The 16,611-nt window shown below is 61.0% G+C and carries 14 protein-coding genes; 11 read left to right on the forward strand and 3 right to left on the reverse strand.

Translation table 11 applies throughout. The annotated features are described in order from the left end of the window. Positions 1-213 precede the first annotated feature (213 nt). The 3 genes from T3A99_RS24725 (at position 214) to T3A99_RS24735 (ending at position 3,676) form a co-directional block, all read left to right on the forward strand. Positions 214-2,214, forward strand: coding sequence for a nucleoside-diphosphate sugar epimerase/dehydratase (locus T3A99_RS24725; protein ID WP_322834938.1), 2,001 nt, complete (start codon positions 214-216; stop codon positions 2,212-2,214). Between the two features lie 114 nt (positions 2,215-2,328). Next, positions 2,329-2,664 (forward strand): helix-hairpin-helix domain-containing protein, encoded by a 336-nt coding sequence (locus tag T3A99_RS24730; protein WP_322834906.1) that lies wholly within the window; start codon positions 2,329-2,331, stop codon positions 2,662-2,664. Positions 2,665-2,824: 160 nt separating this feature from the next. Beyond that, a complete protein-coding gene (locus tag T3A99_RS24735; RefSeq protein ID WP_322834907.1) occupies positions 2,825-3,676 on the forward strand; it encodes an urea carboxylase-associated family protein in 852 nt (283 codons plus the stop codon). A 180-nt stretch (positions 3,677-3,856) separates the two neighbouring features. Here the strand turns inward: T3A99_RS24735 and T3A99_RS24740 are convergent, their stop codons facing one another. Next, positions 3,857-4,024, reverse strand: coding sequence for a DUF2897 family protein (locus T3A99_RS24740; protein ID WP_014337248.1), 168 nt, complete (start codon positions 4,022-4,024; stop codon positions 3,857-3,859). A 119-nt stretch (positions 4,025-4,143) separates the two neighbouring features. Continuing rightward, a complete protein-coding gene (gene eat, locus T3A99_RS24745) occupies positions 4,144-5,508 on the reverse strand; it encodes an ethanolamine permease (protein WP_322834908.1) in 1,365 nt (454 codons plus the stop codon). Positions 5,509-5,913: 405 nt separating this feature from the next. Between eat and kdpF the strand changes: the two genes are divergently transcribed. From kdpF to T3A99_RS24775, 6 genes are all read left to right on the forward strand, one after another. Further along, a complete protein-coding gene (kdpF, locus tag T3A99_RS24750; RefSeq protein WP_047226333.1) occupies positions 5,914-6,003 on the forward strand; it encodes a K(+)-transporting ATPase subunit F in 90 nt (29 codons plus the stop codon). Between the two features lie 8 nt (positions 6,004-6,011). Next, a complete protein-coding gene (gene kdpA, locus T3A99_RS24755) occupies positions 6,012-7,706 on the forward strand; it encodes a potassium-transporting ATPase subunit KdpA (protein ID WP_322834909.1) in 1,695 nt (564 codons plus the stop codon). 10 nt (positions 7,707-7,716) lie between these two features. Further along, on the forward strand, positions 7,717-9,771 hold the full coding sequence (gene kdpB, locus T3A99_RS24760; protein ID WP_274090277.1) for a potassium-transporting ATPase subunit KdpB: 2,055 nt from the start codon (positions 7,717-7,719) through the stop codon (positions 9,769-9,771). An 82-nt stretch (positions 9,772-9,853) separates the two neighbouring features. Then, a complete protein-coding gene (kdpC, locus tag T3A99_RS24765) occupies positions 9,854-10,399 on the forward strand; it encodes a potassium-transporting ATPase subunit KdpC (RefSeq protein WP_173407179.1) in 546 nt (181 codons plus the stop codon). A gap of 83 nt (positions 10,400-10,482) precedes the next feature. Beyond that, positions 10,483-13,134, forward strand: coding sequence for a sensor histidine kinase (locus T3A99_RS24770; RefSeq protein WP_076385734.1), 2,652 nt, complete (start codon positions 10,483-10,485; stop codon positions 13,132-13,134). A gap of 48 nt (positions 13,135-13,182) precedes the next feature. Next, positions 13,183-13,881 (forward strand): response regulator, encoded by a 699-nt coding sequence (locus T3A99_RS24775; RefSeq protein WP_076385732.1) that lies wholly within the window; start codon positions 13,183-13,185, stop codon positions 13,879-13,881. 179 nt (positions 13,882-14,060) lie between these two features. Here the strand turns inward: T3A99_RS24775 and T3A99_RS24780 are convergent, their stop codons facing one another. After that, a complete protein-coding gene (locus tag T3A99_RS24780) occupies positions 14,061-15,098 on the reverse strand; it encodes a patatin-like phospholipase family protein (RefSeq protein ID WP_047226339.1) in 1,038 nt (345 codons plus the stop codon). 208 nt (positions 15,099-15,306) lie between these two features. On the opposite strand from T3A99_RS24780, the gene T3A99_RS24785 reads away from it, so the two are divergent. Both T3A99_RS24785 and T3A99_RS24790 read left to right on the forward strand, forming a co-directional pair. Beyond that, entirely contained in the window at positions 15,307-15,597 is a 291-nt protein-coding gene (locus T3A99_RS24785) for a hypothetical protein (protein WP_039588883.1), read from the forward strand. 106 nt (positions 15,598-15,703) lie between these two features. Beyond that, entirely contained in the window at positions 15,704-16,465 is a 762-nt protein-coding gene (locus T3A99_RS24790; RefSeq protein ID WP_076385730.1) for a CHAD domain-containing protein, read from the forward strand. Positions 16,466-16,611: the final 146 nt, after the last annotated feature.

Raw genomic sequence — 16,611 nt, forward strand, 5'->3', positions numbered from 1 at the left:
TGTAGTGGTATTTCTACAGGTTTTTCCATGAGTAGCGTAGTAGGCGATTGTAGCGAGGCTTGCAGCAAATTGCTCGTGCGGACCTTCGGGCGTCTGATCATGCTTGGGTGTCAGAAGGATGCTTGGCTCCTCTACACACTAGTCGTTTCTTTCCCCCTGAGGCAGTTACAATAGCGCCTGCCGTTTTTAAGGAGTGAGCTGCACGCTCAGATGATGGTAATGGATAGGTTACGGACTCTTTTGCTAGGACTGCCTCGCCGGCAGAAAAGGCTCATCCAGGTGGCTACAGACGTGATACTTGTCTGGGTAGCGCTTTGGCTCGCCTTTGTCGTTCGTCTTGGCATCGACGACATGTACAACCCCTTGAGGATCCATTTCTGGCTTTTCGCCTGCGCGCCGATAATCGCAATCCCCCTCTTCATCCGCTTCGGCATGTACCGCGCCGTCATGCGCTATTTCGGCAACGACGCTCTCGTCGCCATCATCAAAGCCGTCAGCCTGTCCTCCTTGATCCTGGCCGTCGTCGTCTACTGGTACAGCAACCACCAAAGCGTCGTCCCCCGATCCATCATCTTCAACTACTGGTGGCTAAGCATGGTCATCATCGGTGGCTTGCGCCTGTGCATGCGGCAGTACTTCATGGGCGACTGGTTCACCGGTGGACAGCACATTCCGTTCACCAACCGTGACGATGGCCTGACCAAGGTCGCGATTTACGGTGCGGGGGTCGCAGGCAATCAGCTCGTCGCCGCGCTGCGTATGGGGAAGGTGATGCGCCCCGTGGCATTTATCGACGATGACCCCAGCATCGCTGATCGATCGATTTCCGGCCTGCAGGTATACAAGCCCAAACATATTCAGCAAATGATCGATGTGACAGGTGCCCAGGAAATCCTCCTGGCTTTGCCCTCGTCAACTCGTGCCCGTCGTAGGGAAATCCTCACGATGCTGGAGCGCTTTCCTTTGCATATCCGAAGCGTCCCGAACTTCACCGACCTCGCCAGCGGCCGCGTTAAAGTCGACGATATCCAGGAAGTGGACATTGCCGACTTGCTCGGTCGTGATGCCGTGCCCGCCCAGTCTGACTTGCTCGAGCGTTGTATCAAAGGCAAGACTGTCTTGGTGACGGGAGCGGGTGGCTCCATCGGTTCTGAGCTATGCCGGCAGATATTTACGTTAGGCCCCACAACGCTTCTGCTGTTTGATCACAGCGAGTTCAACCTCTACAGTATCCTGTCTGAGCTGGAGCAGCGTGCCGATCGGGAATCTGCTTCGGTCAAGTTGTTGCCGATCCTTGGTTCCATCCGTCATCCGGACAAACTGCTCGATGTGATGAAAACCTGGAAGGTGGAGACCGTTTACCACGCGGCGGCGTATAAGCATGTGCCGATGGTCGAGCACAATATCGCCGAGGGCGTGTTGAATAATGTCATGGGTACCTTGAATACGGCCCAGGCGGCGTTGCAGTCAGGGGTTTCCAACTTTGTGCTGATTTCTACCGACAAGGCTGTGCGTCCGACAAATGTAATGGGTAGCACCAAGCGTTTAGCGGAGCTGACGCTGCAAGCGCTGAGTCGGGAGGTCGCGCCTGTGCTGTTTGGTGATAGGGCCAATGTGTCGCGGGTGAATAAAACCCGTTTCACGATGGTGCGGTTCGGCAACGTGCTGGGGTCGTCGGGGTCTGTCATTCCTTTGTTCCATAGTCAGATCAAATCAGGCGGCCCTCTGACGGTCACTCACCCGAAGATCACCCGGTACTTCATGACCATCCCCGAGGCTGCGCAGTTGGTGATTCAGGCCGGTTCCATGGGGCAGGGCGGGGATGTGTTCGTGCTGGACATGGGGGAGCCGGTGAGGATTGTTGAGCTGGCAGAGAAGATGATTCATCTGTCGGGCTTGAGCATTCGTTCGGAGCGCAATCCTCAGGGCGATATTTCCATCGAATTCACTGGCCTGCGGCCTGGTGAGAAGTTGTATGAGGAGTTGCTGATCGGCGATAACGTCGGTGTGACCGAGCATCCGATGATCATGACGGCTAACGAGGATCATCTGCCTTGGGATGTGTTGAAGCTCAAGCTGGATGATTTACTTGTCGCCGTCGAGGGGGATGATTACACGCGAGTGCGTCAGCTATTGCGTGAGACTGTGCACGGCTATACCCCCGACGGTGAGATCGTCGACTGGATCTACCAGCAGCGCCGTCTCGAACCCTGATTGTTACACAACCTGTAACGTACACACTTTTGACAGCCCCCCATCATCGCCTAAGTTTGAGAAGCAGCTTCGGAAAAGCTGCTTCTCTCTTAACGATGTCATGGAGCGTCATTTATGCGTACAGGCTATTTCTACTCTCTGGTTTTTGCCCTTCTGACCAGCGCCTCTATAGCTGTTATCGCTGCGCCCGCGGTCAAGCCCGAGACGGCGGCGGCGCCGCAGGCACTGGAACTGTCGGCTAAACCGCAAGGCGTCAAGGTGGATCTGAACGTGGCGGACACCGCTACGCTGCAACGCGAGCTGGCGGGGATAGGCAAGGCCAAGGCTGATGCGATTGTTGCGTATCGCGAGAGTAATGGAGCCTTCTCTTCAGTAGAGGAGTTGCTGGAGGTCAAGGGGATTGGCAAGGCGATTCTCGACAGGAATCGTGACAAGCTGGAAGTGAACTGAGGTGTGATGGTGAAAGAGGCCGGTCGAAATATGACTGGCCTTTTTGCATTTTGGCCCAATGCCACTTAAAACGATGATCGGATGCGTCTTGGTCTAGGTTCGACCATCCGCCTTTTGGAGCTTCGTCCCCGCCAACCACCTCAGATCAAGGACCCACCCCATGCACAAAAACTACCCAGCCGCTTACCAAGTCAGCAAAGGCTCGGCCCTGCAAGTGGACAAACCCTTCTACGACCGCATCCGAACCCAGCAGGACAAGCGCACCCTGATCGAACAGTTCGAGGTCCCCATCCGTACCGGCCGCGCTTGGCAGGTACCCGCCGGGCATGTGTTCCGCGTTACGACTCCGGTGGGCCCGCAGGTGGGGGACTTCAACGTGTGGAATGCCCACGATCCACGGGAACGCCTGTGGGCTGCGCGCACTCGCCAGTTGCAGGGCGCTCATGTCAGCACCCATGACCGGCTGTGGTCGAACCTGCCATTTTTGCGCCCATTGGTGACCATTACCGATGACAGTCTGGCCGATTATGGCATCGACGAGCACGGTGGACGGTTGCACGATCTGCTGGGTACGCGCTGTGATCCGTACGTGAACAGGATGCTCACCGGCGAGGATTTTCACCATCATTGCCACTCGAACCTGACTCGTGCGGTATTACCCCATGGCCTGACCGAGTTCGATGTGCACGATGTGCTGAATATTTTCCAGTGTACTGGGCTCAATCATGATGACATGTACTTCATGAAGGCCTGTCCGGCGAAGAAGGGCGATTATTTGGAGTTCTTTGCCGAGATCGATTTGCTGTGTGCCTTGTCCACTTGCCCCGGCGGCGATCTGTCGCTGGCGATGTGGGGGCCGGATGCGCAGGATCCCCTCAGTGTCTGCCGTCCGCTGGGGGTGGAGATCTATCGATTGGAGGATTCATTGCTGGCGGGCTGGAGCCAGCCTGAGCGGGCGGCGTACAAGGGGCTTCATGGCTTGCATATCGCTAAGGCGGATTGGGAGCAGTGATGTAGCAAGCGCTGGCTTTTTGTGGCGAGGGAGCTTGCTCCCGCTGGGCTGCGTAGCAGCCCCAATAGCCCAAACCCGATTAGCCTGACACTCCGCGCCAGCAGATTCAGGGCCGCTTTGCGCCCCAGCGGGAGCAAGCTCCCTCGCCACAAAGCGTCATGCAATCAGCACTGTAGCGGCTCAACGATCCTTGGCCTCCTTCGCATCCATCTCGGCATTGCGCTCGGCAACACGCTTGCGTTGTTCATCCGTCAGTTCGACCTTGTGGGCGGTGTCGCGCAGCATCATCAAGCCACCCACGATCGAGCCGATTGCAACAATAAGAATTAACCAGGCGTACCAGGGCATAGGGTTCTCCTTGAGCGGGCGATGGACGACGAACGTTTCGCCTGTCCATCGCACCTACCACTTATGAGCGAAGGTTGTTCGCAGTGGTTCCATACTACGCCCGTTGTGCCGGGTTCACCTCAAAGCCCGGTGAGCATCGCATCGGCCGGGGCATCGGCGCGCAGTTGTGCGGTCAGCATGAAGTACAAGAAGCCTACCGCCATGAAACCGAGGAAGATCAGCCCGATCAGGGCATTGAACCAGGCCATCGCTACCAGGCACACCACTGCCAGTACCAGGGCGATACCCGGGATGATCGGATAGCCCGGCGCGCGGAAGGTGCGTTCCAGGTTGGGTTCGGTTTTACGCAGTTTGAACAGGCTGAGCATGCTCATGATGTACATGACGATCGCGCCGAACACCGCCATGGTGATCATCGCTGCGGTCAGGGTCATGCCACCGAGGTTGATCAGGCCGTCGCTGTAGATCGCCGCGATGCCGATCAGGCCGCCGGCGATGATGGCCCGGTGCGGGGTCTGGAAGCGTGACAGTTTGGCCAGGGAGGCGGGCAGGTAGCCGGCGCGGGCGAGGGCGAAGAACTGGCGCGAGTAGCCGAGGATGATGCCGTGGAAGCTTGCCACCAGGCCGAACAGGCCGATCCATACGAGCATGTGCAACCAGCCGGAGCTTTCGCCGACTACGGTTTTCATGGCTTGGGGCAGCGGGTCGTTGATGTTGGACAGGGTGCGCCAGTCGCCTACGCCACCGGCGAAGAACATCACGCCCATGGCCAGGAACACCAGGGTCAGGATGCCGCTGATGTAGGCCTTGGGAATTGTGCGTTTCGGGTCCTTGGCTTCTTCGGCGGCCATGGCCGCGCCCTCGATGGCCAGGAAAAACCAGATGGCGAAGGGGATTGCGGCGAACATCCCGGCGATGGCCGGCGCGCCGAACACATCGGAACCGGCCCAGCCGTTCAAGGCGAAGCTACTGAAGCTGAACGCCGGGGCGACTACGCCCATGAACACCAGCAGTTCGGCCACCGCCAGCACGCAGACGATCAGTTCGAAGGTCGCCGCCAGTTTCACCCCGAGGATGTTCAGGCCCATGAACACGATATAGGCACCGACCGCTGCGTGTTTCGGGTCCAGGGCCGGGAATTGCACGTTCAGGTAGGCACCGATGGCCAGAGCGATGGCCGGTGGGGCGAAGACGAATTCGATCAGCGTCGCCAGGCCGGCGATCAACCCACCTTTCTCTCCAAAGGCCCGGCGGCTGTAGGCGAATGGTCCGCCAGCGTGGGGGATGGCGGTGGTCAGCTCGGTGAAGCTGAAGATGAAGCAGGTGTACATGGCCGCAGCCATGAATGATGTCACCAGAAAGCCCAGCGTTCCGGCAACGCCCCAGCCGTAGCTCCAGCCGAAGTACTCGCCGGAGATCACCAGCCCGACGGCAATGCCCCATAAATGCAGGGTGCCCAGGGTGGGTTTGAGTTGTGTGTTCATCGGTGGCTCCCCCTCGATCCATAGCAAAAGCGCTGGGGTGGGGCAGTGCAGTGGGCGTGCCAGTGTGGCGGCGGTGGTCGTAATGGGTGAAATTGTGTCGTATCGGGGATGTTCGCTGCCTGATGGCTCGATTTTGTGCTCCAGTTCGGAGCGTCAGCGCCAGGGCGGGCCTCATCGCGAGCAGGCTCGCTCCCACAGGGGATCTTCAGTGGAGGCAAATTCTCTATTCACAACAGATCAAATATGGGAGCGAGCCTGCTCGCGATGAGGCCCACCCAGCCAATCACCAACCCCTTTTTTACACATTCTTTATCCCCCAACCCCTCTCTCGATCTCGTTCCTTTACGCCCTCCCTGCCGACAATCACTCCACACACGGCATGACGCCGTACGACGGAGAAATCCTATGAGCCTTCTGGACGGGGTGTCGCTGCTGCTGGCAGCGGCGCTGTTCATTTATCTACTGATTGCGCTGCTGCGCGCGGATCGGAACTAGGAGTGGCTATGCACGGTTATGACTACGGGCTGATCCTCGCCTTCTTTGCGCTGGTGCTGATCCCTGCACCGTTTCTGGGGCGTTTCTACTACCGGGTGATGGAAGGCCAGCGCACTTGGCTTTCACCTGTTCTTGGCCCGGTGGAGCGTGGTTGCTATCGCTTGGCCGGCGTCGATCACACCGTTGAGCAGAGCTGGCAGAAGTACACCCTGGCCTTGCTCGCTTTCAACCTGGCCGGCTTTTCGCTGTTGTTCGCGATTCTGTTGTTACAGGGGCATTTGCCACTCAACCCCGAAAAAGTGCCGGGTATGGAATGGACCCAGGCATTCAATACGGCGGTGAGTTTCACCACCAATACCAATTGGCAGTCCTACAGCGGTGAAGCGTCGTTGAGCTACCTGAGCCAGATGCTTGGCCTGGCTGTGCAGAACTTTGTCAGTGCAGCTACCGGCCTGGCCGTGCTGGTGGCGCTGTGTCGCGGAATCGGGCGCAAATCCGCTGCAACGCTGGGTAACTTCTGGGTCGACATGACCCGCGCCACCCTCTACGGGCTGTTACCGCTGTGCCTGTTGCTGGCCCTGTTCCTGGTGTGGCAGGGCGTGCCGCAAACCTTCGCGCACTATGTGCATGGGTTGACGATGCAAGGCGCGGATCAAGTGATTCCATTGGGCCCGGCCGCGAGCCAGATCGCGATCAAGCAACTGGGCACCAACGGTGGTGGTTTCTTCGGCGTCAATTCGGCACACCCCTTCGAGAATCCGACGGCCTGGAGCAACCTGTTCGAAGTCGCCTCGATCATCCTGATTCCCGCCGCGCTGGTGTTCACCTTCGGCCATTACGTCAAGGACCTGCGCCAGAGTCGGGCGATCATCGCCTGCATGCTCGTACTGTTTCTGATCGGCGGCGCCACCTCGTTGTGGGCCGAATCCCAACCCAATCCGGCGCTGTATAACGCTTCGGTGGAGCAGACCGCGCCACTGGAAGGCAAGGAGGCGCGCTTTGGCACCACGGCCACGGTGCTGTGGTCCGTCACCACCACGGCGGCATCCAATGGCTCGGTCAATGGCATGCATGACAGCCTCAATCCTCTGAGCGGCATGGTCTCGCTGGTGAACATGATGGTCGGCGAAGTCATTTTTGGCGGCGTCGGCGCGGGGCTCTACGGGATGCTGCTGAACGTGCTGATCGCGGTGTTCCTGGCTGGATTGATGATTGGCCGTACCCCGGAATACCTGGGCAAAAAGCTCGCTGCCAGGGAAGTGCAACTGCTGGTGATAACCCTGTTGGTCATGCCGGTGAGCGTGTTGGGGCTGGGGGCCATTGCTGCGAGCCTGCCCGGACCTGCTGCAGCGGTGAGCAACCCTGGCGCCCATGGTTTCAGCCAGTTGTTGTATGCCTACACCTCGGCGGGTGCGAACAACGGTTCGGCCTTCGCCGGTTTTGGTGCCAACACACCCTTTCACAATCTGATGCTGGGCCTGGGCATGTTGATCGGTCGTTTCGGCTACATCCTGCCGGTGCTGGCCTTGGCCGGTAGCCTGGCGCTGAAGAAAACCGCGCCGATCGGCCCGAACAGCTTCCCGACCCACGGCCCGCTGTTCGTGACCCTGCTCACCGTGACCATTTTGTTGGTGGGCGGCCTGACCTTCCTGCCGACCCTGGCCCTGGGGCCGATTGCCGAACACCTGAGCCTGGGTTTCTGAGGATCTGATGATGAATATGCCAATGAGCAAAACCGTCGTCGCCAAGGCGTCGGAGCAACCGAAAACCGCGATTTCGGCCTTGTGGCGGCCAGCGCTGGTGCAAGCTTTCGTCAAGCTCGATCCGCGCCAGTTGCACCGCGCCCCGGTGATGCTGGTGGTGGAGCTGACCGCAATTCTCACCACGGTGTTGTGTTTCGTTCCGGACAGCAGCGTGCCGACTTTTGTTGCCGCGCAAATTGCCCTGTGGCTATGGTTCACGGTGCTGTTCGCCAACTTTGCCGAAGCCCTGGCCGAAGGTCGTGGCAAGGCTCGGGCAGACAGTCTCAAGGCCGGTAGCGAAGGCCTGAGCGCACGTCGCCAGACGGCCAACGGCTTTGAGGTGATAGCCGCCACCCGCCTGCGAAAAGGCGACGTGGTACGCGTCGAGGCGGGGGAGATGATTCCTGGCGATGGTGAAGTGATCGAAGGCATCGCTGCAGTGAACGAGGCGGCGATTACTGGCGAATCGGCCCCGGTCATCCGCGAGTCCGGCGGCGACCGTTCAGCCGTCACCGGCAACACGCGCCTGGTCTCCGACTGGCTGCTGGTGCGCGTCACCAGTAACCCCGGTGAATCCACCCTGGACCGTATGATCGCCCTCGTCGAAGGCGCCAAGCGGCAGAAGACGCCCAACGAAGTGGCGTTGGATATTCTGCTGATCGGCCTGACGCTGATCTTCCTGCTGGTGGTGGTGACGCTGCAGCCGTTCGCGCATTTCGCCAACGGTAATTTGCCGCTGGTGTTTCTGGTGGCGCTGCTGGTGACGTTGATTCCCACCACCATCGGCGGGCTGTTGTCGGCCATCGGCATCGCCGGGATGGATCGACTGGTACGCCTGAACGTGATCGCCAAGTCCGGCCGCGCCGTGGAAGCGGCGGGGGACGTGCATGTGCTGATGCTGGACAAGACCGGCACCATCACCTTCGGCAATCGTCGTTGTGCCGCGGTTCACGCCGCGCCCGGCGTGAGCGTCAAGGAGTTGACCGAAGGCGCGTTATTCGCTTCGTTGGCCGACGACACGGCGGAGGGCAAGTCCATTGTCGAGTACCTGCGGGGTTTGCACTCGCAACCCGAGCCTGGCGCCGAACTGCTGACCGCTGTGCCGTTCAGTGCTGAAACCCGCTTGTCCGGTGTCGATTACCAGGGCCGGGTGTTTCGCAAGGGTGCCGTGGATTCGCTGCTGAGTTTTATCGGCCTGTCGAAAAGCGAACTGCCACCTGCACTGGCGCGGGAGGTGGACAAGATCGCCCAGAGCGGCGGTACCCCCTTGCTGGTGTGCGTTGACGGCAAGCTGCTGGGGGCGATTCATCTGAAGGACGTGGTCAAGCCCGGTATCCGCGAGCGCTTTGCCGAGTTGCGCAAGTTGGGGATTCGCACGGTGATGGTCACCGGCGACAACCCACTGACCGCCGCCGCCATTGCTGCCGAGGCCGGCGTCGATGACGTGCTGGCCGAGGCCACACCGGAGAAAAAACTGGCGCGCATCCGTCATGAGCAGAATGACGGTCGTCTGGTGGCGATGTGTGGTGACGGTGCCAACGATGCGCCGGCCCTGGCCCAGGCTGACGTCGGCATGGCGATGAACGACGGCACCCAGGCGGCGCGAGAGGCGGCCAACATGGTCGATCTGGACAGCGATCCGACCAAGTTGCTGGACGTGGTGCAAATCGGCAAGGAACTGCTGGTGACCCGTGGGGCCTTGACGACGTTTTCCATCGCCAACGACATCGCCAAGTACTTCGCCATCCTGCCGGCGCTATTTGCCTCGATTTATCCGCAACTGGGTGTGCTGAACGTGATGCACCTGAGCAGCCCGCAAAGCGCGATTCTGTCGGCCATTGTGTTCAACGCCTTGATCATCGTGGTGCTGATCCCGTTGGCGTTGCGTGGCGTGCGGGTGCAGGCCGCCAGCGCGGCGGCGCTGCTGCGGCGCAATCTGCTGATCTATGGCCTGGGTGGGATCGTGGTGCCGTTCGTGGGGATCAAGGCGATCGACATGTTGCTGACGGCGTTGGGGTTGGTTTGAGCGGATAACCAACGCTCGCCTTCACCTTGTGGGAGCAATTGCTCCCACAGGTACTTGTTTCATTCAATTCGAGGATTTCTGGATGTTCACTCTGATACGCCCGGCCTTGAGCCTATTGCTTCTGATGACCCTGATCACCGGCGTTGCGTACCCCTTGCTGGTTACGGGCGTGGCGCAAGTCGCGTTTCCCGCCCAGGCCAACGGCAGCCTGATCGTTGATGCCGACGGCAAGGTCCGCGGCTCTCTGTTGATCGCCCAGGATTTCCAGGGCGATGCCTGGTTCCATCCACGTCCATCGGCGGGTGCTTTCGCCACGGTAGCCAGCGGCGCCAGCAACTTTTCCCCGAGCAATCCGGCCCTGGCCGCACGGGTGATCGGTGACGCCCAGGTCTTGCAAGTGCCGGGTCAAGGCCCAGTGCCGTTGGCGCTGCTGACCACCTCGGGCAGCGGACTGGATCCCCACTTGCCACCGGCAGCGATTGCCTATCAACTGGCGCGTGTCGCCGCCGCACGCAATCTGCCGGTATCGTCCGTGCAGCAACTGCTCGACGCTCACATCGAGCAACCGCTGGTGGGGCCGCCGGTGGTGAATGTGCTGGCCTTGAACCTGGCGCTGGAAAAACTGTAGACCCCTGTGGGAGTGGCACCTGTGGGAGCAAAGCTTTGCTCCCAAAGGGCGTTTGATCAACATCTGAAAGAGAACCCGAACACATGAGCGACTCCGGCCGCGCCGATGCACTGTTAGCCAAGCTGCCCCGCAATGACCGGGGCCGGCTCAAGGTCTTCCTGGGTGCGTCGCCGGGTGTCGGCAAGACCTACGCCATGCTGCAGGCGGCCCACACGCAACTGCGCCAAGGTGTCAGGGTGGTTGCCGGCGTCGTGGAGACTCACGGCCGCAGTGAGACTGAAGCGCTGCTCGGTGGTCTGGTGCAGCAGCCGCTGGTGCGTTCGGAGTATCGCGGTGTGATGCTCGAGGAAATGGACCTTGATGGTCTGCTCGCGGCTCGACCGGCCTTGGTGCTGGTGGACGAACTGGCCCACAGCAACGCGCCCGGCAGCCGACATGCCAAACGCTGGCAAGACATTCAGGAGTTGCTGGCCGCCGGCATCGATGTCTACACCACCGTCAACGTCCAGCACCTGGAAAGTCTCAACGATCAGGTGCGCGGTATCACCGGCGTGCAAGTTCGAGAGACGCTGCCCGACTGGGTCCTGCAGGAGGCCGATGAACTGCTGTTGATCGACCTGCCACCGCGCGAGCTGCTGGAGCGCCTGCGCGATGGCAAGGTTTATGTGCCGGAACAGGCGCGCGCTGCGATCGATGCATTTTTCAGCCAGACCAACCTCACCGCATTGCGTGAGCTGGCCATGCAAACTGCCGCTGCACAGGTGGACAACGATCTTGCCCAGGGCTATCGCCAACTGGGCCAGGCGGCTCCGGCGGTGCGGGGACGATTGTTGGTGGGGGTTGACGGTGATGCCCAGGCCGAACGTCTGGTACGCCACGCCAGCCGCGTCGCCCAGCGTCGGCATCTTCCCTGGAGCCTGGTGCATGTGGACAACGGCAGCACGCGGGACGAGCCATCGCGCCAGCGCCTGCAAAATGCCCAGCAATTGGCCGAACGCCTGGGTGGGGAAGTGGTGCTGCTACGGGCCGGTGAAGTCGCCAGGACCTTGATCCAGCACGCCACCGAACGTCGCGCCACGCTGGTGCTGGTGGGACAGTCCAGGCGGCGTCTGCGCCGGCGGCTGTTCGGTGGTGGCTTGGCTTCGCGTTTGCTGCGCGATGCCAGGGGGCTGGAAATCAACGTACTGGATCGCGATGAACAGCCCCCTGCGGCCCGTGAGCGTTCAAACGCCGCCCTGGCTGGTTTCGACTACGTGCTGGCGCTGTTGGCGACGGCGGCGGCCAGTGCGCTGGCTTGGGGGGTCTCCGGGCTTCTTCCCTTGCCTAATATCTCCCTGGTGTTTCTGATGGCGGTGTTGCTGGTGGCGGTTCGCAGCAGCCTCGGCCCTGCGCTGGCCTGCGCGGCGCTGTCGTTCCTGGCCTATGACTTTCTGTTCATCCCACCGAATTTTTCCTTCACCATCCAGCGTGAAGAAGATGTACTCACCCTGGTGTTCTTCTTGCTCATGGCGGCCCTGACCGGCAACCTTGCGGCCCGCCAGCGACGACAGTTGCAGGCGCTGCGCGAGACCCAGCAGGAAACCGGCGAGCTGCTTGATCTGTCCCGCAAACTCACCGCCGCGACCGACCGCCAGGCGGTGATCAGCGCCGCCGCGCAACACCTCAACGGCTGGCACGACCTGCAACTGTGCCTGCTCAACCGTGACGGCCAGGACGGCTGGAAGGTTGAGACAGCTGAACCATTGACCTTCACTGAAGCTGAGCGCGCGGCCGCCGATTGGGCCTGGCAACACGACCAACCGGCCGGCGCCGGCACCGGGACGCTGCCGTCCGGGCGCTGGTGGTGGTGGCCGTTGTCGACAGAGGAGGGCCCGCTGGCGTTGCTGGGCGTTTGCCCGAAAGAAGGCAAGCCGTTGAGCGGCCAGCGGCGTCGTCTGCTGGCAGCTCTCAGTCAGCCACTGGCGCAGGCCCTGGCGCGGGCGCAACTGGCCCAGGATCTGGAAGCAGCGCGCCTGCACGGTGAAACCGAGCAACTGCGCAGTGCGTTGTTGGCGTCGGTGTCCCACGATTTGCGCACGCCGCTGACCTCCATGCGCGGCAGTATCGACAGCCTGTTGGCGTTGGGAGAGGCGATCCCGCTGGCCGATCGCCGCGAACTGCTGGAAGGCACCCGTGATGAAGCTGAGCGCCTGGATCGCTACATCCAGAACTTGCTGGACATGACTCGTCTCGGCCATGGGGCTCTGAAGCTGGCGCGGGACTGGGTGTCGCCGGCCGATATCGTCGGCAGCGCGTTGAACCGGTTGCGGGCGGTGCTGGCACCGTTGACGGTGGGCATCGAAGTGCCGGCCGAGTTGCCGTTGTTGTATGTTCACGCGGCGTTGATCGAACAGGCCTTGGTGAACGTGCTGGAGAACGCCGCACGATTTTCACCGACTCACGGGCGATTGCTGCTCAGCGCAGGGGCGACGGACAGCGAAGTTTTTTTCGCCGTGGCCGACGAGGGACCCGGGATCCCTGAAGAAGAGCGCGAGAAAATCTTCGACATGTTCTATACCGCTGCGCGCGGGGATCGCGGCGGGCAGGGCACGGGGCTGGGGCTGGCGATCTGTCAGGGCATGGTCGGTGCCCATGGCGGGCGGATCAGCGTGGACACCGGCCTGGACGGACGCGGTACCTGCATCACCCTGCACCTGCCATTACAGACACAACCGGGCCTGGACGATGAAGCCTGAGCGGCGCTGGGTTACTCTCTTTCCACCTGATTGCATTGAACGGACCTCATGAGCCAGACCGCGACCCTTTTGGTCATCGATGACGAACCGCAGATTCGCAAATTCCTGCGCATCAGCCTGACTTCCCAAGGCTACAAGGTGCTCGAAGCCGGCACCGGCGCCGAAGGCCTGGCCCAGGCGGCGCTGAACAAGCCCGATCTGCTGGTGCTCGACCTGGGCCTGCCGGACATGGACGGCCAGCAGGTACTGCGCGAGTTTCGCCAATGGTCCACGGTGCCGGTGCTGGTGCTCTCGGTGCGGGCCAGCGAAGCGCAGAAAGTCGAGGCGCTGGACAACGGCGCCAATGATTACGTCACCAAGCCGTTCGGCATCCAGGAGTTTCTGGCGCGCATTCGTGCCTTGTTGCGTCAGGCCCCGGCAGGCGAGGCGCGGGAAGCGGCGCTGACGTTTGGTCCGCTGACGGTGGACCTGGCTTATCGCCGGGTTCTGCTCGATGGCACTGAAGTGGCCCTGACCCGCAAGGAATACGCCGTGCTGGCGCAATTGGCGCGCCATCCCGGGCGGGTCATTACCCAGCAGCAATTGCTCAAGGACATTTGGGGCCCGACCCACACCGAAGACACCCATTACCTGCGGATCGTGGTCGGTCATCTGCGGCAAAAACTGGCTGACGACCCGACCCGGCCCCGGTTCATTGCGACCGAGGCGGGGGTTGGGTATCGGTTGTTGGGGGAGGGTGGTGTTTAACCACAAGGTTTCAAGCCAAGCGCTATTGTGGCGAGGGGATTTATCCCCGCTGGGGTGCGAAGCAGCCCCGAAAAAGGCATCAGACATGATTTTGTCTGACACACCGAGTGTTCAGGTTTTAGGGCTGCTTCGCACCCCAGCGGGGATAAATCCCCTCGCCACAGAGTTTAGTGCCACATTCAGTTCTGCTCATTCTCATAGCGATCCAACGTATCGCTGGCAATCTCCCGCCCCAGGGCGATCAGCTCCGGCGCCTTGTAGAACTCGAAAAACCGGCACACCCGTTTCGGCACGTTGATCAGCACATCCGGTGGATACCCGGCGATTTTGTATTGGGCCAGGGACGTCTGCATCACCTCGAAACTCTGGTTGATCAGATCCAGCAGCGAGGCCGGGCCAACGTTGTCGATGATGAACGAACCGGTCGCCGATTTCGGCGCACCTTCGGATTCCGGCGCGGCGGCCGGTTGTTGGCCCTCGGGCTCGGCGGATTCCAGCCATGGATTGATCTCGGCGGCTTCAGCTTTTAGCGCCTCCTGTTCCAGCAGCAGCAACTGCTCGGCTTGCTTGCGACGGAACGGTAGACGCGAGCCCAGGGAACTGACGAGGGTGTCGAAGCGACGCTTGAACGCTGCCGGGCGCTGGATGACCGGCAGTCGGTACTGTTTCTGGTTGGTGGCGTTGAGGTTGACCGCGATGATCAGGTCGCAATGGCTCGACACCACCGGCACGATGGGTAACGGATTGAGCAGGCCGCCATCCACCAGCATGCGGTTGCCTTGCATCACGGGGGTGAACAGGCTGGGAATCGCCGCCGAGGCGCGCATTGCCTGGTGCAGGCAACCTTCCTGGAACCAGATTTCCTGCTGATTGGTCAGGTCGGTGGCCACGGCAGTGTAGGGAATACGCAGGTCTTCGATATTGAGTTCGCCGACGATCTTGCGAATTTGCCCGAAGACTTTCTCGCCGCGAATCGCCCCCAGGCGAAAGCTGACGTCCACCAGTCGCAGCACATCCAGGTAATCCAGGCTTTCAATCCAGTTACGATAATCGTCGAGCTTGCCCGCGGCATAGATTCCGCCCACCACGGCACCCATGGAGCAGCCGGCGATGCAAGCGATGTCGTAGCCACGTCGTTCGATTTCTTCGATCACCCCGATATGGGCGTAGCCCCGGGCGCCACCCGATCCCAGTACCAATGCGACACGTTTTGTCATGACCCGGCCTCTTGTAAAACAGACTTTAACAATGCACTTATCGACGGCTGGGCTCAATCGTTGTGGCGCAGGTGTCGTTTTTTGATACGCCGTGCCGGCATTTGCGTATGCTCGCCCACACTTGTATTTACGCGGTCGGGCATTGGCACTTTTTGCGGGCTGGACCGTCTTACTTGCACGACTGTTGACCTGACTTGAGGTGTAATTGATGAAAGCCCGGATTTGTCTGCCCCTGGTGGCATCCTTGATGGTTTTGGCCCTGGCCGGTTGTGCCGGCAAGACCGCTTACCGCGATAGCTGCGGCAGCCAGCTCGACAGTGCCTGGCGCGAACTGGACCTGGCCAAGGCCGAAGGTTTTGCCGGCACCGTGAGTTATTCCAAGGCCCTGTCGTTGTTGACCGGCGCCAAGACCCAGCAGCAGTTCGAAGCGTTTGAGGGGTGCACCAAAAAGGCCGAGAAGGCCCGTTTCTACATCCGCGAATCCCGCGCAGGGCGTTAATAGCAGCGACAAGCTGTCAGCGGCAAGCTACAAGTTAGGGGAGCACTCTGCTCCTCACTTGAAGCTTGCAGCTTGACGCTCAACGCTACGTACGGAGTACGTCCCCATGATTGATCGGCTGGTGGCCCGGATACTGGGCCTGGAAGTCCGGCTGCTGGCCTGTCAGGCCCGCCTCAATGCCCATACCGACAGTGAAGCCCTGCATGACCTGCGGACCACGGTTCGCCGTTTGCGCAGCTTGCTTCGTCCGTTGCGCGGTTTGCCCGGTGTCGAGCAGCTGGAAACGGCGGCCTCGGCGGTCGGCGCGCTGACCACGCCCCTGCGTGACCGGGAAGTGCTGGCCGCCTACCTTGAGCAGCACGGCAAGATCGAAGCCGCGCGGCGGCGCCAGGTGCAAATGGCCGATGCTTATCCCGCCGTTGCCGGCAGCCCGGAGCTGGCCCAATTGCTGATGGTGCTTGATGCTTTCCCGCGCTTCATTCGCGCGGCGCAACGTCAGGACCTGCTTAAAGGTCTGCGCAAACGCATCGAAAAGCGCCTGGACAAACAATGGAAGAAACTCGGCGAAGCCTTGGGCGATCCGGCCCATGATCGCCACCGTTTGCGGCTGCTGATCAAGCGTGTGCGCTACGCCATCGAAGCCTACCCCGAACTTGACCGCCTACCCGAAGCGGCCATGCCACGGCTCAAGTCCGCCCAAGGCGCCTTGGGGGACTGGCACGATTGCTGGCAATGGCTGGCCAGGGCCAAGCAGGAAAGCGACTTGCAATCCTGCGTGCCGGTCTGGCTCAGCACCATGGAAAAGGCCGAGGCCAAGTCCGATAAAGTGCTCGATAAACTCGTTGCCAGTTGCTTCAAAAAATCCTGAGTCCTGCAGATATTCCCTTGTGGGAGCGAGCCTGCTCGCGATAGCGCCGCGTCAGTCACCAGTTATTCAAGCTGACTCACCGCTATCGCGAGCAGGCTCGCTCCCACAGTAGATTGGCGGGGGTTGGGATGCCGCGGCCTATCTGT

The organism is Pseudomonas sp. N-137 (assembly GCF_034555295.1).
In the GTDB taxonomy this organism is placed as follows: domain Bacteria; phylum Pseudomonadota; class Gammaproteobacteria; order Pseudomonadales; family Pseudomonadaceae; genus Aquipseudomonas; species Aquipseudomonas rhizophila.